The sequence below is a fragment of the Agrococcus sp. ProA11 genome (assembly GCF_039880525.1).
Lineage (GTDB): Bacteria > Actinomycetota > Actinomycetes > Actinomycetales > Microbacteriaceae > Agrococcus > Agrococcus chionoecetis.
Window position 1 is genome coordinate 2,328,750 of record NZ_CP156989.1, and the last position, 20,393, is coordinate 2,349,142.

The window sequence follows — 20,393 nt, forward strand, 5'->3', positions numbered from 1 at the left end:
TCGAATTCTCGATAGCCCGGATCAGATGTCGTCGATCGACGACAGCTCAGGGCGGGAGATGTTGATGCCGAGCTCTTCGGCCGTGCGGAGTGCCTCATCTTCGTCATCGCGGAGCGTGACGACGTCGCCGGCTGCGTTCAGCACCTCGACGTTCAGGCAGAGCGACTGCATCTCCTTCATGAGCACCTTGAAGGACTCCGGGATGCCGGGCTCCTGGATGTTCTCGCCCTTGACGATGGCCTCGTACACCTTCACGCGGCCGACGATGTCGTCCGACTTGATGGTGAGGAGCTCCTGCAGGGTGTACGCAGCGCCATAGGCCTCGAGCGCCCAGACCTCCATCTCGCCGAACCGCTGGCCGCCGAACTGGGCCTTACCGCCCAGGGGCTGCTGCGTGATCATCGAGTAGGGGCCGGTCGAGCGAGCGTGGATCTTGTCGTCGACCAGGTGGTGCAGCTTCAGGATGTACATGTAGCCGACCGAGACCGGGTACGGGTACGGCTCACCGGAGCGACCGTCGAACAGGTTCGCCTTGCCGCTGCCGTCGATCAGGCGGTCGCCGTCACGGGTCGGGAGCGTCGCGTCGAGCAGGCCGATGATGGCCTCCTCGGTCGCGCCGTCGAAGACCGGCGTCGCGACCTTGGTGCCCGCGGGCGCCTCGAGGGTCGCCGGGTCGAGGTCCTTGGCCCACTCGGGCGTGCCCTCCACCTTCCAGCCCGTCGCGGCGATCCAGCCGAGGTGCGTCTCCAGCACCTGGCCGAAGTTCATGCGCTTCGGGATGCCGAGCGGGTTCAGCACGATGTCGACCGGCGTGCCGTCGGAGAGGAACGGCATGTCCTCCTCGGGCAGGATCTTGGCGATCACGCCCTTGTTGCCGTGGCGGCCGGCGAGCTTGTCGCCCTCGGTGATCTTGCGCTTCTGCGCGATGTAGACCACGACCTTCTCGTGGACGCCCGAGCCGAGCTCGTCGTCGCCGTCCTCAGCGCGGAACTGCTTGACCGCGATGACCGTGCCCTGCTCACCGTGGGGCACCTTGAGCGACGTGTCGCGCACCTCGCGGCTCTTCTCGTTGAAGATCGCGCGGAGCAGGCGCTCCTCGGCGCTCAGCTCGGTCTCGCCCTTCGGCGTCACCTTGCCGACCAGGATGTCGCCGGGAGCGACCTCTGCGCCGATGCGGATGATGCCGCGCTCGTCGAGGTCAGCCAGCAGGTCGGGACCGACGTTGGGGAGGTCACGCGTGACCTCCTCCTTGCCCAGCTTGGTGTCGCGGGCGTCGACCTCGTACTCCTCGATGTGGATCGACGAGAGCACGTCGTCCTTCACGAGGTTCTGGCTGAGGATGATCGCGTCCTCGTAGTTGTGGCCCTCCCACGGCATGAACGCCACGAGCAGGTTCTTGCCGAGCGCGAGCTCGCCGTCCTCCGTCGCGGGACCGTCGGCGATGACCTCGCCGACCTCGATCCGCTCACCAGCCGAGACGATGACCCGGTGGTTGTAGGAGGTGCCCTGGTTCGAGCGGTCGAACTTGCGCAGGAAGTACTGCTGCGTGCCGCCCTCGTCGAGCTGCACGGTGACCATGTCGGCCGAGACCTCGCCGACCACGCCGGCGCCGGTCGCGGTGATGACGTCACCGGAGTCGATGGCCGCGAAGCCCTCCATGCCGGTGCCGACCAGCGGCGACTCGGAGCGCACCAGCGGCACGGCCTGACGCTGCATGTTCGCACCCATCAGGGCGCGGTTCGCGTCGTCGTGCTCGAGGAACGGGATGAGGCTGGTCGCGAGCGACGCCATCTGGCGCGGCGAGACATCCATGTAGTTCACGGACGTCGGCTCGACGAGCTCGACCTCTTCGCCCTTCTTCCTCGCCACGACGCGCTCCTCGACGAAGCGCTGCTGCGCGTCGAGGCGGTTGTTGGCGTGGGCGACGATGAACTCGTCCTCCTCGGAGGCCGTCAGGTAGTCGATCTGCGTGGTGACCACGCCGTTGTCGACCCGGCGGTACGGCGTCTCGATGAAGCCGAAGGAGTTGATGCGGCCGAAGGTCGCGAGACGACCGATGAGGCCGATGTTCGGGCCTTCCGGGGTCTCGATCGGGCACATGCGGCCGTAGTGCGACGGGTGCACGTCTCGCACCTCGACGCCGGCGCGCTCACGCGACAGACCACCGGGGCCGAGCGCCGACAGCGTGCGCTTGTGGGTCAGGCCCGCGAGCGGGTTGTTCTGATCCATGAACTGCGACAGCTGCGAGGTGCCGAAGAACTCCTTGATCGCGGCGCTCACGGGACGCACGTTGATCAGGGTCTGGGGCGTGATGGCCTCGATGTCCTGCGTCGACATGCGCTCGCGCACGACGCGCTCCATGCGGGCCAGGCCCGTGCGGACCTGGTTCTGGATGAGCTCGCCGACGGCGCGGATGCGACGGTTGCCGAAGTGGTCGATGTCGTCGATGTCGAGGCGGATGTCGACCGCTTCGCCCTTGCGCGTGCCCTTGACCGTCTGGTCGCCGGCGTGCAGCGCGACGAGGTACTTGATGGTCGCGACGATGTCGTCGACCGAGAGCACCGAGTCGCTCATCGGCACGTCGATGCCGAGCTTGCGGTTGATCTTGTAGCGACCCACCTTGGCCAGATCGTAGCGCTTCGGGTTGAAGTAGAAGTTGTCGAGCAGCGCGCGGGCGGCCTCGGCGGCGACCTGCTCGCCCGGACGCAGCTTGCGGTAGATGTCGCGGAGGGCGTCCTCCTTCGACATGGGCGCATCCTTCTCGAGCGTCGCCATGATCGACTCGTAGCCGGCGAACTCGCGGGCGATGTCCTCGCTCGTGAGGCCGAGGGCCTTCAGGAAGACCGTGACCGACTGCTTGCGCTTGCGGTCGATGCGCACGCCGACGGCGTCGCGCTTGTCGATCTCGAACTCGAGCCAGGCACCGCGGCTGGGGATGACGCGAGCGGAGAAGACGTCCTTGTCGGAGTTCTTCTCGGGGGTGCGGTCGAAGTAGACGCCGGGGCTGCGGACGAGCTGCGAGACGACGACGCGCTCGGTGCCGTTCACGATGAACGTGCCCTTCTGGGTCATGAGCGGGAAGTCGCCCATGAAGACCGTCTGCGACTTGATCTCGCCGGTCTCGTGGTTCATGAACTCCGCCGAGACGTAGAGCGGTGCGGCGTAGGTCTTGCCGCGCTCCTTGCACTCAGCGATCGTGTACTTCGGCACATCGAGTACCGGCTCGGAGAACGAGAGCTGCATCTTCTCGCTCAGGTCCTCGATGGGCGAGATCTCCTCGAAGATCTGCTCAAGACCGGACTCCGAGTGGACATCGTCGCGACCGGAGGCCTGTGCGGCATCCGCGCGGCCCTTCCATGCGTCGTCGCCGATGAGCCATTCGAAGCTCTCGGTCTGCAGTGCGAGCAGGTCGGGGACAGTCAGCGTTTCCGCGATCTGTGCGAAGCTCAGGCGGCTCGCGTTTCGACCAGTCTTGGGGCTCAGTTCAGCCAAGGCAGATACCTCCGGTCCGGAAAGGGTTGCGGGTCTTCCCGGGATCGTGTCGTCGGTGAGAGACTCGTCAACACCCTGAAGCGCCCGATTCGGGCGCGCGCCGACCGCAATATGAAGGCAGAGGGGATGTCTTTGAGCGCAACTCGCTACGTTACGCGGCTCGCGCCCTGATGTCCAGTCGAGGCGGCGTGTCGGCTGGCGACCGCCGCCGCCCCGATGCTAACGGGGTGCGGGCGAGACAACGCGGGTGTCGAGAGACAATGGGGTGGTGACCACTCCCAGCCGACGCCTCTCCAGTGGCCTGCACGCCGAGATGCGGTTCTCGGGCTCCGGTGGCTGGCAGCTGGTCGTCGATGGGACGCCGCAGTCGCACGTCGATCCGGAGCGGCCAGAGCTGCTGGTCTACGAGTACGTGCAGCAGATGGGGCACGTGATCGACGCGATGCCGCCCGGGCCGCTCACTGCGGTGCACCTGGGAGGCGGCGCGCTCACGATCCCGCGCTTCATCGATGCGACGAGGCGCGGATCGCGCCAGCAGGTGATCGAGCTCGAGCCGCTGCTGGTCGAGCTGGTGCGCGAGGTGGCCCCGCTCCCCCGCGGCGCGAGCATCCGCGTGCGCTACGGCGATGCCCGCGAGCAACTGTCCCGGCTGCCCGCGGGCCTGCGCGGATCGGTCGACCTGGTGGTGGTGGATGTCTTCTCCGGCGCCCAGACGCCCGCGCACGTCACGACGGTGGAGTTCCACGCGCTCGTGCGCGACCTGCTCGCACCCGGCGGCGTCGCGATCGTGAACATCGCCGACGACCGCACGCTGTCGTTCGCGAAGCGGCAGCTGGCGGCGCTGGCGGAGGTGCACGGCGAGGTGGCGGCGCTCGCCGACCCGGGCATGCTCAAGGGCAGGCGCTTCGGCAACGTGGTCGCGGTCGCCGGCTCGCTGCCGGACCTCGACGACATCGGTCGCGCGCTGCGGCGCGACCCGCTGCCCGGCAAGGTCGTCGCCGGCGCAGAGCTGCGCCGATTCCTGGGCGGAGCACGGCCGGCTCGCGACGCCGACGCGACCCCGAGCCCGACGCCGGATCGCGGCATCTTCGGCTGATCCGGGGCGCCGCCGCGCGCGTTCGAGCGCCCACTCCGGCGCGTGCTCCCGCCGAATCGTCACGGATGCGCGACCATGGCGGCATGAGCACGTCGATCGGCTACGACCAGACCGCGTTGCGGAACGCCGTCGACGTCGCGGCCGCCGCACGCCGGCTGCGCCAGCTCGGCCGCGAGCGGTCGCTCGCCGCGGTGTCCGAGCGCGCGTGGCTGCTGGAGTCGATCGGGCGACTGGACGACGCGCTCGCCGCCGCAAGTGAGGCCGTCACGCTCGCCCGCGCCTCCGGATCACGCGACCGCGTCGCCGAGGCGCGGCTGCTGCGCGCATCCGTCATCCAGACCCGCGGCGACCTGCGCACGGCGCTGCGCGAGTGCACCGCGATCATCGCCGAGTCGCGCTCCAACGACTGGGTCGAGCTGTGGGCGCACGCGCTGCAGCAGCGCGGCACCGTGCACTTCGCGCTTGGGCAGTGGCATGAGGCCTGCGTCGACTTCACCGTCGCCGTGGAGCTGTGCCGCGAGGCGGAGCTGCCGGCCGAGCAGCTCGAGGCGGCGGAGATCGCGCTGATGGTGGCGACCGACCGCGATCAGACCGAGGCGCTGCGCGCCGAGCGGGACGTGCCGCGCGCGAGCCACCCGATCTGGGGCGGGCGCTGACGCGCAGCCGCTCCGTCCACAGGTGCGCGCGTCCGGTTCGCGCCGCATCGACCGCTGCTGGCATGCTTCCAGCCGGCGGAAGGTGACGGATGGCTGACCTCGATCGGGTGCGCGTGTGGGCGGCGGCGCTCATCCGCCTGCACCTCGACGACTCCTGGCACTTCGAGTTCGACCGGGCGGCGAAGCGGGCGGGACTGACGAACTACACCGCGAAGCGCATCACGGTGTCGAAGCACCTGGCCGTGCGCTGGGACGACGACGAGGTGCATCAGATCCTGCTGCATGAGGTTGCCCACGCCATGGTCGGGCCAGGCGCAGGCCACGGCCCGGTGTGGCGGCGCACGGCGCGCGAGATCGGCTACGTCGGCGGGCGCACGCATCAGGGCGAGATCGCTGCGGAGCGCGCCGGCTGGGTGGGCAGTTGCCCGGGCGGGCATGAGCACGTGCGCTTCCGCGCCCCGCGTGGTCGCTACGCGTGCAAGCCGTGCACGAGAGCCGAGCGGCGCGTGGTGGAGGTGCGCTGGAGCAAGCGGGCGGACGCCGCCTGAGCCGGGCTCACTCCGCTCGCGAGTTCCCGGCACTCACCTCCGGCAGCGACCTGCCCATCAGGGCGCCGGCGACTCCCAGCGCGGCGAGCAGCACCAGCGCCCACTCATTGCCCCAGAGCGCGAGCACGCCGGTCAGCGCGCCGGCCGCGAGCAGCAGCACGCCCATCGCGGTGTTCGCCACCGCCACGTACTCCGTGCGCCGATCGCCCTCGGCCATGTCGACGACGTAGGTCTTGCGCGCCAGCCGCGTGCCGAGGTGCACGAACGCGAGCAGCAGGAACGTCACCGGGTAGAGCCACTCGGAGTCGCGAGCGGCCGGCACCTGCAGGAGCACGAGGAACGCGACGATGCACGCGGACGCTCCGACCGCGCACCACACCATCAGCAGTCGAGAGGAGCGGTCGGCCAGGCGCCCAAAGGCGCGGCCGCCGAGCACGTTGGCGACGCCCTGCGCGATCACGAACAGGCCCAGGCCGGTGAGGTCGCCGCCGTGGTTGGCCACCCCGATCGCGACCACGAAGGGCGGGCTCAGCGCCGAGACGAGCAGCAGCGCGCGCACCAGCACGAAGCGGCGGAACGTGCCGTCGTGGCGCAGCAGCTGCCAGGACCGTCCGAGCCAGCTGGCTCCCTCGGTCGATGCACCGGGATCGGTCTCCGGCTCGCGGATCGACGCGTAGACGATGAGGCCCAGCACCCACGCGGCGGCGGCGCCGAGCAGCAGCGCCGCGAGCAGGTCGGCGCCGACATCGCCGCCCCACACCTCCAGGCTCAGCCCGAGCACGAGCGCGACGCCGCCTGCGAGCACGGTGACGATGCCGGTGATCTGCCCGCGCTCGCCCTTGGGGATCGTGCGCCCGAGCACGTCCTTGCTGGCCAGCGAGCACAGCGCCCGACCGAGCGCGAAGACCGCGAGCGCGGCCAGGATCGCTGCCCCCGCGCCCCACCCGCGCAGCGTGAGCGCCGAGACGGCGATGGCGGCCGCGGCGATCGCCTGCGCGGCGGCGCCGCCGACCCACGCCCACTTGCGCGCCGCGAGCCGCTGGAGCCACGGGGTGAGCGCGGCCTGCGGCAGCATCGAGCCGGACTCGCGGATGGGCACGAGGAACGCCAGCAGCACGCCGGGTGCGCCGACCGCGGTGAGCAGCCAGGGCAGCACCGTCTTCGCGTTGACGACCTGATCGCCGATGCTCTGCAGGGCCTGCGCGACCATCTGTCGCATCCCGTTGCTGGCGATGTGCGGCCTGGCCGGGGCGACGACGTCGTCGTCGCTGCCCTCGCCCTTGATGAGCTTCGAGTACAGCGACGTCATTGCGTTCGACTCCCCGCCGCGATCGTCATGGATGCATCCTGCCGTGAACTCGGCCATCGCCCCGACGACGCCACACGATCCGGAAGCACCGTGCCATGTCTCGGCTCGTGCTCACGAGCTCGCGTGGGTTGCTATGCGCGTGTCTCCGGCAGCGCGTCGTCGTCGACCCCGCCGTGCGGCGATCGATCGTCCGCTGCCGCGCCGCCCGCGTCGGTCACGCCGCCCTTCGCCGCCGGCGCGGCCGCCGCCGAGGGCGCGCCCGGCACGTCGTCAGCGGCTGCCGGCGCCCGTCGCGGAGCGCTCGTCTCGTAGGAGTCGCTGATGCGGCGGTACGACTTGGTGAGGAAGGCGAGCCCGGCCGCGAGCACCATGAGCGCGCCGGCGCAGAGGAACACCAGTGCGATGCCGCGCGCGATGCCGGTGCCGAGCACGGGCTCGAGCGCCGCAGCGCCCTCCGGCGAGCGCGCCCACGGCAGGATGACGAACTCGGCGAGCGGCGCGATGAGGAACGCGGTGACGGGAGCGGCCGCGGACTCGAACGCCATCGCGAATCCGAACACGCGCCCCTGTCTGGGCAGCGGCACGACGCGCTGGATGATCGTCTGCTCGGCGGCCTCTGCGGCCGGGATGAGCGCCATGTAGACCCAGATCCCGAGCGCGAACAGCCACCACCAGTCGCGGATCGTGAACAGCGCGCCGATCACCCCCATGATCGCCACCACGATGAGCAGCGTGCGGATCGGGCGCGCGCCGAGCCCGAACCTCGCGACGAGCAGCCCGCCGACGATGAAGCCGGTCGATCCGACACCGAAGACGAGGCCCCAGGTCTGCACGTCGAACAGCTCGAGGCCGTAGGGATCCATGAGCGCCATGTAGACGCCGCCGATGAGGTTGTTGTAGGTCGAGAAGATGATGAGCGCGAACAGCCCGCTGATCGCCAGCACGGCGCGGATCGAGCCGCGCAGGTCGATGCCACGGGCCTCGTCGTCAGGGTCGACCGCGACGACATCCTCCGGGATCCGCAGGGTCATCAGGTGGCCGAGGCTCAGGGCGATCATGCCGATGGCGATCGCGATCGTCCATCCCATGCCGAGGAACCCGATCGAGAGGCCCGAGAACACGCTCGTCACGATCATCGCGAGCCCCTGCACGGTGCCGACCAGACCGTTGGCGTTGGCGCGCCGCTCGTCCGGGACGAGGATCGTGACGGTGGTCGAGAGCGCGATGTTGCGCATGTGCTCGACGACTGAGCCCACCAGGATGATCGCCATGAACAGCCACAGCCACGGCGACGCGAGGTCGAGCAGCACGGGCTCCGGCAGCAGCAGGTACATCGCGCCGGCGACCGTGAAGGCGGCGAACGTGATCGTGCCCGAGAGCAGCATGACCCGCAGCTTGCGATGGTGGTCGACGATCGAGCCGAAGAGGATGCTGCCGAATGCGATGAACAGCATGTAGGCGCCGCCGATGATGCCGGTGGCCAGCACGCTGCGGGTCTCGAGGTAGACCCAGAACGTCAGCGCGAACCACATGTACGTGGTCGTCACGTTCGCGAGCGCCGTGTTGCCCAGCACGTGCAGGAACATGCGCTCGCCCTGGCTGCGCCCAGCCGAGCGAGGCTCCACGGGAGCCATGCCACGACGCTACCGAGGCGGCCCGCCGCGCAACAGCCCTCCTCGCGTCGCGCGCCCCAGCCGCGCCGCGCCCCAGCCGCGCCCCGCGCCCGACCGGTACCAACTTGTCGCCTCCCGGCGCGGGAGGCGGCCGTTTCGTACCGGTCGCGCGCACCGCACCCGCGCGCGCCCCGCATCCGAGCGCGCCGAGCGAGCGGTACCAAGTGGTCGCGACACGGCGCGGGAGGCGACCGTTCGGTACCGGTCGCGCGCACCGCATCCGCGTGCGTCGAACGACCGGTACCAAGTGGTCGCGAAACGGCGCGGGAGGCGACCGTTCCGTACCGGTCGCGCTGCGGGGCGGGCGCGGCGGGCGAGGGGGCGGGACGTGGCGGGCGGGCGGGAGGGGCGGGGCGAGCGAAGGGAGGGTGGGAGCGGGGGCGCTACGAGCGGGAGTCGCGGGCGGCGGCCCAGAGGTCGACGCCCGGCTCGTCGCCCGCGAACTCGTCGATGGCGGCGAACTCGTCGGCGCTCAGCGGCGCGGCCGCGAGCGCCCCGAGGTTCTGCTCCAGCTGCTCGACGCGGGACGCGCCGATCGTGAGCGACGTCATCCGCTCATCGCGCAGCGCCCACGACAGCGCCAGCTGCGCGAGCGACTGCCCACGCTGCTCGGCGATGCCGGCGAGCCCGCGGATGCGGCGGGTGGCCTCAGCAGACACGTTCGGGTCCACCGAGGCGCCGTCGCCGCCGCGACCGGCGCGCGAGTCCGCGGGGACGCCGTCGAGGTACTTGCCCGTCAGCAGGCCCTGCGCGAGCGCGGTGAAGCCGATCACGCCGATGCCGAGCTCGCCTGCGGTGTCGAGCAGACCATCAGTCTCGATCCACCGGTTGAGCATCGAGTAGGATGGCTGGTGGATCGTGAGCGGCGTGCCGAGCCCGGCGAGGATCTCGTGTGCCTCGCGCGTCTCCTCCGCCGAGTAGCTCGAGACGCCCACGTAGAGCGCCTTGCCGGTGCGCACGATGTGGTCGAGCGCCGCCATGGTCTCCTCGAGCGGCGTGTCGGGGTCGGGACGGTGGTGGTAGAAGATGTCGACGTAGTCGAGGCCCATGCGCTCGAGCGACTGGTCGAGGCTGGCGATGAGGTACTTGCGGCTGCCGCCGATGCCGTAGGGCCCCGGCCACATGTCCCAGCCCGCCTTGGTGGTGACGAGGATCTCGTCGCGGTGGGCCGCCAGGTCGCTCTGCATGATGCGGCCGAAGTTGCGCTCGCTCGCGCCATAGGGCGGGCCGTAGTTGTTGGCAAGGTCGAAGTGCGTGATGCCGCGATCGAAGGCGGTCGTCACGAGCGCGCGCTGGCGCTCCAGCGGGGCGTCGTCGCCGAAGTTCTGCCACAGGCCCAGCGTGAGCGCGGGCAGCTTGAGGCCGGAGCGGCCCGCGCGGCGGTACTGCATCGCGTCGGGGCGGTCGGTGTCGTAGCGGGCGGGGTCGGCGGTCCAGCTCATCGGGGTGCTCCAGGGTGCTCGGGGGCGGTGTCGGATGCGGTGCCCGCGTCGGTCGCGGGCGTCGCGGCAGCCGCCGCCTCGGCGGCGACCAGGGTGCGGGATGCGCCGCGGAGTGCGACCGCTGCGGCGCAGGCGGCGGCGCACGCGGGGCTGTGGAAGTCGATGCCCAGCTCGGCGAGCGCGTCGACCACGCGGCCGGCGGTCAGCAGGTCGGCGGCGGTCGGCCGAAGCGAGCCGTCCGGCCAGCGCTGCCCGGCGGCGATGATGGCGACCGAGGCTCGGTCGCCCCGCCGCTCCTGCTCGTCGAGCGCGGCGCGCGCGATCAGGTCGGCGTTCTCCAGCGTCGCCTCCAGCACCAGCGCGGTGCGCGGCGCGAGCCGCAGCAGCTCGGCGGTCTCCGCGCCGCGGTCCGCATCGGCGAGCACGATGACGTCGGCGGAGGCGGCATGCAGGCCCGCAGCTCCCCACTCGAGGGTCACCTGGTAGTCGACGCTCATCAGCGCAGCGCTCCCAGGCGGGCGAGGGCCGCCCGAACGAGCGCACCCCGGCCGCCCTCCATCTCGCTCGTGACCAGCTCGGACGCCGCGGCCTCGGGGCTCAGCCAGGTGAGCTCCAGCGCGTCCTGGCGCGGATCGCACGTGCCGGTGACGGGCACGATGTAGCAGAGCGAGACCGCGTGCTGCCGATCGTCGGAGTAGATGCCGTCGCCGGGCAGCGGGAAGTACTCGGCGACGTGGAAGGGCGTCGGGTCGGCGGGCAGCTGCGGGAACGCCATCGGGCCGAGATCCTTCTCGAGGTGGCGGTAGAGCGCATCGCGCACTCGCTCGCCGCGCATCACGCGCCCCGACACGACCGTGCGCGTCATCTGGCTCTGCGCGTTCATGCGCAGCAGCAGCCCGACCTCGGTCACCTGGCCGAGGCCGTCGAGTCGCACGGGAAGGGCCTCCACGTAGAGGATCGGCATCCGCTCCCTGGCCTGCTGCAGCTCATCATCGCTCAGCCAGCCGGGATTGGGGTCAGGGGTGCGCACGGCCATGGCCCCATTCTGCCCGTCCGCGCGTGCCCCCGCTGGGAGACCGACGCTCAGGGCCGCAGCCGGCGACCCGCGCGGTCTGCCCAGAGCGCGATCGCGAGCCACAGCGCGACGACGATGGCGCCCAGCGCGATGGACGGGATGTCGCCGAGCGACGCGAACCAGGAGACCGGGCTCGGCGTCATGGCGTCGAGCAGCGTGCGCGCGGCGAGGGTGGTGCCGACGGCGAGCAGGCTGATGCGGCCGACCGCGGCGAAGGGCTCCGCGAAGACGCCGAGCGCGGAGGTGCCGCCCCGCAGGTCGGTGTCGATCGCCGGATGCATGGCGGTCGCGAGCAGGCTGGCGAGCGTCGCGACCGCGAGGGTGAGCGGCGGCGTCCACAGCACGGTCGTGGGCTCGAGCGCCTGCTGCCCCCAGACCGTGGGGGTGAAGTAGGCGAGGATCCCCAGCACGGCGAACAGCAGCGCGGCAAGCAGCCCGTAGCCGATGACGCGGCCGCGCTGATGGTGGGTGACGCTGCGTGCCCGCAGGAATGCGTGCACGAGCGCCGCTCCGGCCGCCGCGGGCAGCGCGAGGCCAAGTCCGGCGACCACAGTGGTGACGCCCGCGGTGATGAGGGGGTCGGCCGTCGAGCCGGCGGCATCCGCCACGCCGGTGACGAGCAGCGTCGCCGGCGTGCAGCGGTCGCTGAGCTCGCCGCAGAGCCCGGTGGTGAGCCACAGCGTTCCCGCGCCGATCGCCGATGCGACGGCGACGGTGAACGCCCAGCCGGACCAGTTGCGCGCAAGGAGCCCGAGGAAGCCGAGCGCGGCGACCGCGACCGCGAGCTGCAGCAGCGGGCCGGTCACGCGCATCCGCTCGAGCCCACCGAGGGTGCCCGCGTCCGGCGCGAAGGGGATGCCGGCGGCAGCGCCGCCGATGAGCGCCGCGGCCGCCGCGAGCACGAGGCCGGCGAGCAGCAGCAGGAGCGTTCGACGCATGACGCGGCCGCCGCTCATCCAGCCGCGATGCTGCCCCATCGCGAACGCGCAGCCGAGCACCACCGCGAACGCGGGCATGGCGATGGCGTCGAGGCCGATCGTGCCCCAGCCCTCGGAGACCGGGAACGGCCTGCGGGGCGCGGCGAGCCAGAAGACGGTGCCGAGCACGAGCACACCGCGCGCGGCGTCGAGCGACACGACGCGGCCGATGGCGCGCCCGCGACGGCGGCTCGGGGCAGCCCGGTCGCGCCGCGCCGGAGCGCCGGCGGTGCGCAGCACCCTGGTGGTCGCCGAGGTGTTCGTCATGCTTCGAGGCTACGGTGTTCGGAGAGGCGGCCGATGCTCGATCGACGCCGCCGGAGAGGGGCTCCCATGCTGCAGATCGATGCGGATGTCGTGCGCTGGCGCGACGGCACGGCCGCCGACGATGAGCGCGAGCTGCTCGTGGTCATGCACGGGCTCGGCTCGCACGAAGGCGACCTCTTCGGCCTCGCCCCGCACCTGCCCGCGTCGCTCACGATCGCGTCGCTGCGCGCGCCGATCCCCTACGGCGGCGGCTTCGCGTGGTTCGACTTCTCAGCGGTCGACAGCGAGGACCAGGCGCTCATCGATGAGGCGGCGACTGCGGTGCTCGGCTGGCTCGACCGACTGGACGGCCCGTACCGCCGCGTGCACCTGCTGGGCTTCTCGCAGGGCGGCGCGATGGCTGTGCAGCTGGCTCGCCTCGCACCGGAGCGCTTCGCGTCGATCACGCACCTCGCCTCGTTCGTGCACGCGGGCGACGCACCGGGCGACGCGGCACTGGCGGCGCGGCGCCCGCGCATCCCGCTGCTCACCACCATCGGCACGCTCGACGACATCATCCAGCCGGACAAGATCGCGCGCTCCACGCCGTGGCTCGACGCGCACTTCGACGTCGAGCGGCGCACCTACGAGCGGCCGCACACCATCATCGCCGAGGAGCTCGACGACGTCGTCGCGTTCCTCCAGCGGGTGTAGCGCGCGATCCGACCTCCCCGACACGGCAGACTGGGCGCGTGGAGCGGTTCAGGCTGGGCGGTGTGCCGGGGGTGACCCCGGCCAAGTGGCTGCGCGTGTGGCGCGAGCGGGTGCCAGACGTGCCGGCCGTGCTCGTGCAGATCGACGAGGCGGATCCGGTGGCCGCGCTCCGGGAGGGACGCGCAGATGCGGTGCTCGCTCGGCTCCCGATCGCCGGCGACGACCTCCACGTGGTGCGGCTCTATGACGAGCTGCCGGTGGCGGTCGCCGCGAAGGGGCATCCGATCGTCGCGTTCGAGGCGGTGACGAGCGCCGACCTCGAGGGCGAGGCGATGCTCGACCAGGGCACCATGACCCTCGCCCAGCTGCTCGAGACCGTCGCGACGGGCGCGGGCATCGCGATCGTGCCGATGTCGGTCGCGCGGGCGCTCGGCGGGCCCGACACGCGCAGCCGGGTGGTGACCGACCGGCCCGAGACGACCATCGCCCTCGTCTGGCTGCAGTCGGAGGACTCGCCCCTGCACCAGGAGTTCATCGGCATCGCGCGAGGCCGCCGGGCGGGCTCGTCGCGCGGCGACCGGGAGCACACGGTCGAGCCGGGCAATGCCGCCACGGGCGCGAAGCCGCGACCCTCGAAGCCCAAGCCGAAGCCGACGGCCAACCGCCCGCGCCGCCGCGGGGGCCCCGGCCGCTCGGGTCGCCCCGGACCCGGGGGTCGGCGCTGACCGGGCAGACAAAAACCGCGCCCTTGCTGGCGAGAGCAAGGACGCGGTTCGGCGGTGACGGTGGGATTTGAACCCACGGTAGGGGGTTGCCCTACACGACTTTTCGAGAGTCGCACCTTCGGCCGCTCGGACACGTCACCAAGGGGAGAGCGTACACGAGGCTCGGGCCATGGCTCAAACCGGCTGCACGCCCAGCTGCCGGATCATCCGCTGCTCCACCAGGCCCTCGTGCGTCTTCTCGCCGCCGTCGGCATGCCAGCCGTGCGCCTCGTAGAAGTGCTCCGCGCGCTCGTTGCCGAGCAGCAGCCAGAGGTAGGCGGTCGTGTGGCCGTCGCCGATCAGCCGACGCTCCAGCTCGGAGAGCATCGCCTGCCCCACGCCGCGCGACCACCGCGAGGAGTGCGCGTAGATCGCGTAGACCTCGCCGGTCGCGGGCGCATCCGCATCCCGCGCGGGCCCGCACATGGCCCAGCCGACCACCTCGCCGTCGGCGACGGCGACCAGGTCGTGGCACCGCGGATCGGCGTGCATGTCGTCCCAGTGCTCCATGCGGCGCGCGGTCTCGCGCTCGACATCCATGCGGTCGAGGATGTCCTGCGGCACCAGCCCGCCGTAGGCGGCGCGCCAGGTCTCCACACGCACCCTCGCGATGCCGGCGACGTCGTCGACCGTGGCGTCTCGGATGTTCGCGGTCATGCGCGCTCTCCCGCCACGGCGCCGCGCACACGGGGGTGCGAGATGTCGGTGCGAACGTTGCGCATGTGGCCACGGTAGCCGATGCCGCAGCACCGCTGACATGTGCGGCCGGGCGGCCGCGGCGCGTCAGCGGTCGCCGCTAGCCTCGAAAGCATGGCCAAGGCACCCGCGTTCCGCTGCTCCGAGTGCGGTTGGACGACCCTGAAATGGGTCGGGCGCTGCGGCGAGTGCCAACGGTGGGGCACGATCGAGGAGGTCGGTGTCTCGACAGCACGGGTGAGCGCCGGTGCCGTGCCGGCCTCGCGCGCCGCCCGCCCCATCACCGAGCTGCAGGCCACGGATGCGCCGCGCTGGCCGACCGGCATCGCCGAGTTCGACCGGGTGCTCGGCGGCGGCATCGTGCCGGGCGCCGTGGTGCTCTGCTCGGGCGAGCCAGGGGTCGGCAAATCGACGCTGCTGCTCGCGGTGGCGGCGAAGGCCGCCGCGGCAGGCAGGCGCGTGCTCTACGTCTCCGGCGAGGAGTCGCTCGGGCAGGTGCGCCTGCGTGCCGAGCGCACCGGCGCCCTGGAGCCGCAGCTCTACCTCGCGAGCGAGACCGATCTCGCCACGATCCTCGGGCAGGTGCGCGACACCAGGCCCGAGCTCGTGATCGTCGACTCGGTGCAGACCGTCGCGAATGCCGACAACGATGGGCTCGCCGGCGGGCCCAGCCAGGTGCGCGACGTCGCCTCGGCGCTGACCCGCGCGGCGAAGGCCGCCGACATCCCGCTGCTGCTCGTCGGGCACGTGACGAAGGATGGCTCGGTCGCCGGCCCGCGCGTGCTGGAGCACCTCGTCGACGTCGTCGCGCACTTCGACGGCGACCGGCAGACGGCGCTGCGCTTCGTGCGCACCTCGAAGAACCGCTTCGGGCCGACGGATGAGGTGGGCTGCTTCGAGATGACCGGCGACGGCATCGCCGAGGTGCCGGACCCGTCCGGGCTGTTCCTCTCGCGCTCGGCGACGCCGCTCGCCGGCACCTGCGTGACCGTCGCGCTCGAGGGCCGTCGTGCGCTGCCGGTGGAGGTGCAGGCGCTCGTCGTCGCAGCATCCACCCCGCAGCCGCGGCGTGTGGTGAACGGCGTCGACGCCTCGCGCGTGGCGATGGTGCTGGCGGTGCTCGAGCGTCACGCCGGGCTGCACCTGGGTGCGAAGGACGTCTACGTCTCGACCGTCGGCGGCATCAAGCTCACCGAACCCGGCGCCGACCTCGCCATCGCGCTCGCCATCGCGAGCGCCGACAAGAACGTGGCGCTGCCCGGCAGGCTGGCGGCCATCGGGGAGATCTCGCTCGCGGGCGAGATCCGGGCCGCCTCGGCGGCAGCCCGCCGCGTCACGGAGGCTCGGCGCCTCGGCTACGCGCGCGTGATCGACGAGACGGTGGCGCTCGTGCGCAACGCCATCCCGGAGGCGATCAGCCAGGGCCGCCGTGAGTCCGCGCCGGGCCCGAGGCCCGTGGCGGTCCCCGACTTCTGAGCCCGAGCGGCCACGCCTACTCGAGGATGAACTGCCGGCTCTCGGTGCTGGCGTAGTCGTCCACGCGCACGCTGAGGTTGTAGGCGGCACCGCCGGCGGTCACCTGCGGCCGCTCCGCGGTGCAGGTGTCGGACGACGAGCGGGTGCGATCCCATTCGATCGGCACGGTCGACTGCGGCGTGCCGGGCTCGAGCGCGACGACGTTGTCCTGCACGTCCGCCGCGCAGTCCGACCAGCGGTAGACGAGCTCGTCGCCCGTGCGGATCTCGTACTCCTGGACGCTCGTGCCGGCGTTCAGCGAGCATGCGGCGTCGCCGGTGTTCTCGATCGTGAACGACAACTGCACCGGCTCACCCTCGGCGTAGGTCGTGCGATCGGTGCCGGGCGTCAGGCGGATGCTGCCGGCGTCGCAAGGCTCGGTCGAGCCCGCGGTCGGGTCGCCGCCGATCGGCGTGAAGGGCTGGGTGGGCGTCGGGCTCGTCTCCGGTTCCGGGGTCGCCGACCCGGCGGGTGCGTCGGTGGGCACGGTCGGCGCGGGATCGGTGGGCGCCTGCGTGGTCGCCCAGGGCTTCCACAGCAGCAGCGCGACGGCCGCGAGCACGATGATCAGCAGCAGGCCCAGCAGCGTGCGGCGCCTGCGCACGGCGGCGCGGCGCTTGGCCGACGACATCTGCTTGCTCACTGCACCAGGGTAGGCGAGCGCAGGCTCACAGGCGCTTGAGCATGCGCGTGTTGCCGAGCGTGTTGGGCTTCACGTGCGCGAGATCCAGGAACTCGGCCACGCCGCCGTCCTGCGAGCGCAGCAGCTCGCCGAAGACCTCGGGCTCCACCACCTGCTCGGCGACCTCCTCGAACCCGTTGCGGGTGAAGAAGTCGGTCTCGAAGGTGAGGCAGAAGAGCCGCTCCAGCCCGAGCGTCCGCGCGCGTTCCTCCAGCGCGAAGAGCATCGCGTGCCCGACGCCCCTGCCGAGCGCGCCCTCCGCCGCGGCGATCGTGCGCACCTCGCCCAGGTCCTCCCACATGACGTGCAGCGCGCCGCAGCCCACCAGCTGCCCGTCGCGCTCGGCGACGACGAACTCCTGGACGGCCTCGAAGAGCGTCACGAGCTCCTTGCCGAGCAGGATCCGTCGTCGCACGTACGGCTCGATGAGCGCCTGCATGCCGCGCACGTCGCTGGTGCGGGCGGGGCGCACGGTGATCGCTGCTGCGTCGGCACTCATGGATCACGAGCCTACGCCCCGCGCCGCCGCACGCATGCAGAAGGGGCGGAGCCGAAGCCCCGCCCCTTCGCGCGATCGGCTGCTAGCAGCCGGTCAGGCGAGCCACCTCCACGCTCAGCGACGGTGCGCCGCCGAGCAGCGTGATCGACGCCGGCGACAGCTCATCGAGCATGTCCAGCACCGGCTCCGGCACGCAGCCCTGCTGCGTGATGAGCAGCGGTGCCCCCTGCGCGCCCGCGATCGCGCTGCCCGCGAGCGCGTCGGGGAACAGCACGCCGGAGGCGAGGTAGGCGCCGGCAGGAGCCGAGTCGAACGCCGAGCCCGTGACGAGCGCGCTCGTCGCGAACCGGTTGACTCCGCCATGACGGGTGACCACGAAGCCGGCGTCGACGAACTCGCCCGCGTTCGACGACGGCACCGCGTGCGTCGATCCGACGATGCGCACCCGCTCGACGCCCAGGTCGTCGAGCGCCGCGACGGTGGCCGCGGGGACCTCGTCACGGGTGTCGATCAGCACGAGCGGCCACGAGAGGTGACCCGCGGCGGCGCCAGCGGAGAGCGCGTCCGGGAATCGCGTGCCGGTGGCGACGTATGCGCCGTCGGCCGACTCGAACGCGTACTCGGCCACGAGCCTGCTGGTCTCGAAGCGGTTCGCGCCGCCCAGTCGATCGATCATGTCGACCGAGTCGATGGCAGCGATCGCCGTCTCGACGTCAGCACCGACCGACGGCAGTCCGCCGACGATCACCACGCGCTCGGCACCGAGCCGCGCGATCTCGTCGAGCACGACCTCCGGGGCCTCGCCCTTGCGCACGAGCAGCAGCGGACCGCCCTCGTGTGCGGCGGCGGGACCGGCGGTCAGCCCGTCAGCCCAGACCTCACCACTGGCCACGTAGACGACCGGCGCGCCCGAGGGGTAGCCGGACTCGGAGATCGCCACGGCGGTCTCGAAGCGGTTCGCGCCCGCGATGCGGTCGGTCGGCGAGACGACGTCGACCTCGAACGGGATCTCGGTGCCGTTGTCCGCGTGCAGCACGAACGTCGCCGGAGCGGGCTCGCTGCCCGCGCCGCCGGGAACGAGCACGTCGAACGTGACCTCTGCCGAGGTCGTCAGCGGCGTGCCGGCTCCGTCGTTGTTGACGACCACGTCGGCCGATCCGAGCACCATGCCGTCGGTGTCGCGCACCTCGAGCGTCTCGGACGCCTCGGCGCCGGTGGAGCGGATGCGGTCGATCTGGTCGACCTGGATCGTCACGTCGGTGCCCTCCACGACGGGAGCGTCGGGCAGGTCGGTCACGTCCACGTGGTTGACCGACCAGTCCGGCCCGATGCCCGGGTTGTCGCCCAGGAACGCGGTGAACGCGTCGAGGTCGACGAGCCCGGAGTCGCGGCGGTCGGCGCCATCCTGGAAGGTCCAGAAGTTGTCGCCGCCATCGAGCAGGAAGGACGAGCTGGCGACGCGGATCTCCTCATCCGCTGCCACGGGCTCCCCGTCGATGCGGATGTCGCTGACGCGGTCGTCCATGGCGCGGCTCGGGTCGGAGACGTAGGTGACGTTGTCGCTCAGGCCCAGCTGCAGGTACGGACGCGAGATGCCGGTGGTGGTGCCATCCGAGTTGCGCTGCCACTGCTGCTCGAGCACCTGGTCGAGCTGTGCGCCCGTGAGCGTCATGCTGCCCAGGTTGTTGATGAAGGGCAGCACGGCGTTGGCCTCGGCCAGCCGCACGATGCCGTCGGTGTCCTCGCCGACGCCCTCTGCGGCCTCGTAGAGCAGGCTGTCTCGGAGCCCGCCGGGGTTGACGATGCCGATCTCGGCGCCGCCGCGGGACTCGGGCGCGACCTGGTCGCGGTACATCGTCGCGACGAGCTCACCCATGGTGGACTCCTCGGCGCGATTGCCGCGATCCTCCAGCGGCACGGTGATGTCGGCGCTGATCGTGCCGACCTGCACGTTGCCGGCCAGGGCCGCCTCGGCCTCGGCCTCATCGACGATCTCGGCGATCTCGGCGACCCGCGGGTACTCCGCGATGTACGCGGAGCCATCGGTGTTGGGCGTCGCGTGGTTGGTCGCAGTGAGCGTCGTGATCGCACCGGTCGTGGTGTCGACCTCGAGCACCACCTGGCCGACGTGGCCGGCGTACTCGCCCGACTGCACGAACGGTCGCGTGGCGCCAGGCGCACCCGGCATGGGCCGCATCTCGGCGTAGGCCTGGTGGGTGTGGCCGTTGAAGACCACATCGACATCGCCGGAGAACTCTGCCTCGTAGTCGAGGCCGTGGTCGTGCAGCTCGGCGACGACGACGTCGGCCTCGCCGTTGTCCGGGTTCCCGTCGCTCAGCTCCGCAGCGACGCGGTTGATGGTCGCGGCGACCGGGGCGAACTCCACGCCCACGATGCCGCCGGGCGAGACGAGGGAGGGGGTCTCCTCGGTCACGGCGCCGACGACGCCGACGGTGACGCCGTCGATGTCGTAGGTGACGTAGGACGGACCGATGGGGGCACCGTCGAGCGTGACGTTCGCCGACAGGTACGTCCACTCCGCGAGCGGCATGACGCGGTCGGTGAGGTCGGCGACGCCCTGGTCGAACTCGTGGTTGCCGACCGTCGACGCGTCGAGGCCGAGCGCGTTGAGCACGTCGATCGTCGGCACGTCCTGCTGCGAGCCGGAGGTGAAGTTGGAGGCACCGATCAGGTCGCCGCCGCCGGTGAGCAGCGAGTTGCCGGGGTGGTCGCTGCGCAGGTCCTCGACGAGGCCCGCGAAGTTGACGGTCAGCGGGCCCTGGACGCGGCCGTGGAAGTCGTTGATGTGGAGCAGGTTGATGACGGCGGTGTCGCCGACGGCAGCGGCGGCGTCGTCCGGGCCGGTCGCGACCGCGGCCTGCGGGGCGACGAGCGCCCCGAGTCCGACGGCGCATGCGGCGCCGAGCGCAACGCTGCGCTTCGAATGCTTCTTCACGTGAGTCTCCGATGCATGGGATGTGAGTTGGGCGCCGAGGCGCAGTGCCCCGA

At 71.7% G+C, this 20,393-nt stretch carries 17 protein-coding genes and 1 tRNA gene; 6 read left to right on the forward strand and 12 right to left on the reverse strand.

The genetic code is table 11. The features are described 5' to 3' along the window. Positions 1-21: 21 nt before the first annotated feature. Complete coding sequence (gene rpoB / locus ABG090_RS11160) at positions 22-3,492, reverse strand: DNA-directed RNA polymerase subunit beta (protein WP_347754564.1); 3,471 nt, start codon at positions 3,490-3,492, stop codon at positions 22-24. Positions 3,493-3,760: 268 nt separating this feature from the next. Here rpoB and ABG090_RS11165 point away from each other — a divergent pair, with 268 nt between their 5' ends. The 3 genes from ABG090_RS11165 to ABG090_RS11175 all read left to right on the forward strand — a co-directional run bounded on the left by ABG090_RS11165 (position 3,761) and on the right by ABG090_RS11175 (position 5,792). Continuing rightward, positions 3,761-4,588: a fused MFS/spermidine synthase gene (locus tag ABG090_RS11165; protein ID WP_347754565.1), complete on the forward strand. Its 828-nt coding sequence runs from the start codon at positions 3,761-3,763 to the stop codon at positions 4,586-4,588. An 83-nt stretch (positions 4,589-4,671) separates the two neighbouring features. Next, positions 4,672-5,244 (forward strand): hypothetical protein, encoded by a 573-nt coding sequence (locus tag ABG090_RS11170; RefSeq protein WP_347754567.1) that lies wholly within the window; start codon positions 4,672-4,674, stop codon positions 5,242-5,244. A gap of 89 nt (positions 5,245-5,333) precedes the next feature. After that, positions 5,334-5,792 carry a SprT-like domain-containing protein gene (locus tag ABG090_RS11175; protein ID WP_347754568.1) on the forward strand — a complete coding sequence of 153 codons (459 nt, stop codon included), beginning with the start codon at positions 5,334-5,336 and terminating at the stop codon, positions 5,790-5,792. A 7-nt stretch (positions 5,793-5,799) separates the two neighbouring features. On the opposite strand, the gene ABG090_RS11180 is transcribed toward ABG090_RS11175, so the two are convergent. The 6 genes from ABG090_RS11180 to ABG090_RS11205 form a co-directional block, all read right to left on the reverse strand. Next, positions 5,800-7,158, reverse strand: a complete 1,359-nt coding sequence (locus tag ABG090_RS11180; RefSeq protein WP_347754570.1) for an MFS transporter — start codon at positions 7,156-7,158, stop codon at positions 5,800-5,802. A 74-nt stretch (positions 7,159-7,232) separates the two neighbouring features. Continuing rightward, the gene (locus ABG090_RS11185) at positions 7,233-8,735 is read right to left on the reverse strand and encodes an MFS transporter (RefSeq protein ID WP_347754572.1); all 1,503 of its coding nucleotides are present in this window, start codon (positions 8,733-8,735) and stop codon (positions 7,233-7,235) included. 422 nt (positions 8,736-9,157) lie between these two features. Next, positions 9,158-10,216 (reverse strand): L-glyceraldehyde 3-phosphate reductase, encoded by a 1,059-nt coding sequence (gene mgrA / locus ABG090_RS11190; protein ID WP_347754573.1) that lies wholly within the window; start codon positions 10,214-10,216, stop codon positions 9,158-9,160. Further along, positions 10,213-10,713 carry a hypothetical protein gene (locus ABG090_RS11195; RefSeq protein ID WP_347754575.1) on the reverse strand — a complete coding sequence of 167 codons (501 nt, stop codon included), beginning with the start codon at positions 10,711-10,713 and terminating at the stop codon, positions 10,213-10,215. Before ABG090_RS11195 ends, mgrA begins: the two co-directional genes overlap by 4 nt. Then, positions 10,713-11,252, reverse strand: a complete 540-nt coding sequence (locus ABG090_RS11200) for an NUDIX hydrolase family protein (protein WP_347754577.1) — start codon at positions 11,250-11,252, stop codon at positions 10,713-10,715. The genes ABG090_RS11195 and ABG090_RS11200 overlap by 1 nt, the downstream gene beginning before the upstream one ends. A 47-nt stretch (positions 11,253-11,299) precedes the next feature. Then, a complete protein-coding gene (locus ABG090_RS11205) occupies positions 11,300-12,535 on the reverse strand; it encodes a hypothetical protein (RefSeq protein WP_347754578.1) in 1,236 nt (411 codons plus the stop codon). A gap of 66 nt (positions 12,536-12,601) precedes the next feature. Here ABG090_RS11205 and ABG090_RS11210 point away from each other — a divergent pair, with 66 nt between their 5' ends. Beyond that, on the forward strand, positions 12,602-13,228 hold the full coding sequence (locus tag ABG090_RS11210; RefSeq protein WP_347754579.1) for an alpha/beta fold hydrolase: 627 nt from the start codon (positions 12,602-12,604) through the stop codon (positions 13,226-13,228). 38 nt (positions 13,229-13,266) lie between these two features. Continuing rightward, positions 13,267-13,953, forward strand: coding sequence for a LysR family transcriptional regulator substrate-binding protein (locus ABG090_RS11215; protein WP_347754580.1), 687 nt, complete (start codon positions 13,267-13,269; stop codon positions 13,951-13,953). A gap of 52 nt (positions 13,954-14,005) precedes the next feature. Here ABG090_RS11215 and ABG090_RS11220 read toward each other — a convergent pair. Together ABG090_RS11220 and ABG090_RS11225 are read right to left on the reverse strand one after the other, a co-directional pair. Next, a tRNA-Ser gene (locus ABG090_RS11220) sits at positions 14,006-14,093 on the reverse strand. A gap of 34 nt (positions 14,094-14,127) precedes the next feature. After that, positions 14,128-14,649 (reverse strand): GNAT family N-acetyltransferase, encoded by a 522-nt coding sequence (locus ABG090_RS11225; protein WP_347754581.1) that lies wholly within the window; start codon positions 14,647-14,649, stop codon positions 14,128-14,130. A 153-nt stretch (positions 14,650-14,802) separates the two neighbouring features. Between ABG090_RS11225 and radA the strand changes: the two genes are divergently transcribed. Further along, entirely contained in the window at positions 14,803-16,164 is a 1,362-nt protein-coding gene (radA, locus tag ABG090_RS11230; protein ID WP_347754582.1) for a DNA repair protein RadA, read from the forward strand. Positions 16,165-16,180: 16 nt separating this feature from the next. Here the strand turns inward: radA and ABG090_RS11235 are convergent, their stop codons facing one another. The 3 genes from ABG090_RS11235 to ABG090_RS11245 all read right to left on the reverse strand — a co-directional run bounded on the left by ABG090_RS11235 (position 16,181) and on the right by ABG090_RS11245 (position 20,340). Further along, a complete protein-coding gene (locus ABG090_RS11235; protein ID WP_347754583.1) occupies positions 16,181-16,846 on the reverse strand; it encodes a hypothetical protein in 666 nt (221 codons plus the stop codon). A gap of 25 nt (positions 16,847-16,871) precedes the next feature. Continuing rightward, complete coding sequence (locus ABG090_RS11240) at positions 16,872-17,384, reverse strand: amino-acid N-acetyltransferase (RefSeq protein WP_347754584.1); 513 nt, start codon at positions 17,382-17,384, stop codon at positions 16,872-16,874. Positions 17,385-17,466: 82 nt separating this feature from the next. After that, the gene (locus tag ABG090_RS11245) at positions 17,467-20,340 is read right to left on the reverse strand and encodes a cell wall-binding repeat-containing protein (protein ID WP_347754586.1); all 2,874 of its coding nucleotides are present in this window, start codon (positions 20,338-20,340) and stop codon (positions 17,467-17,469) included. Between the last annotated feature and the right edge of the window lie 53 nt (positions 20,341-20,393).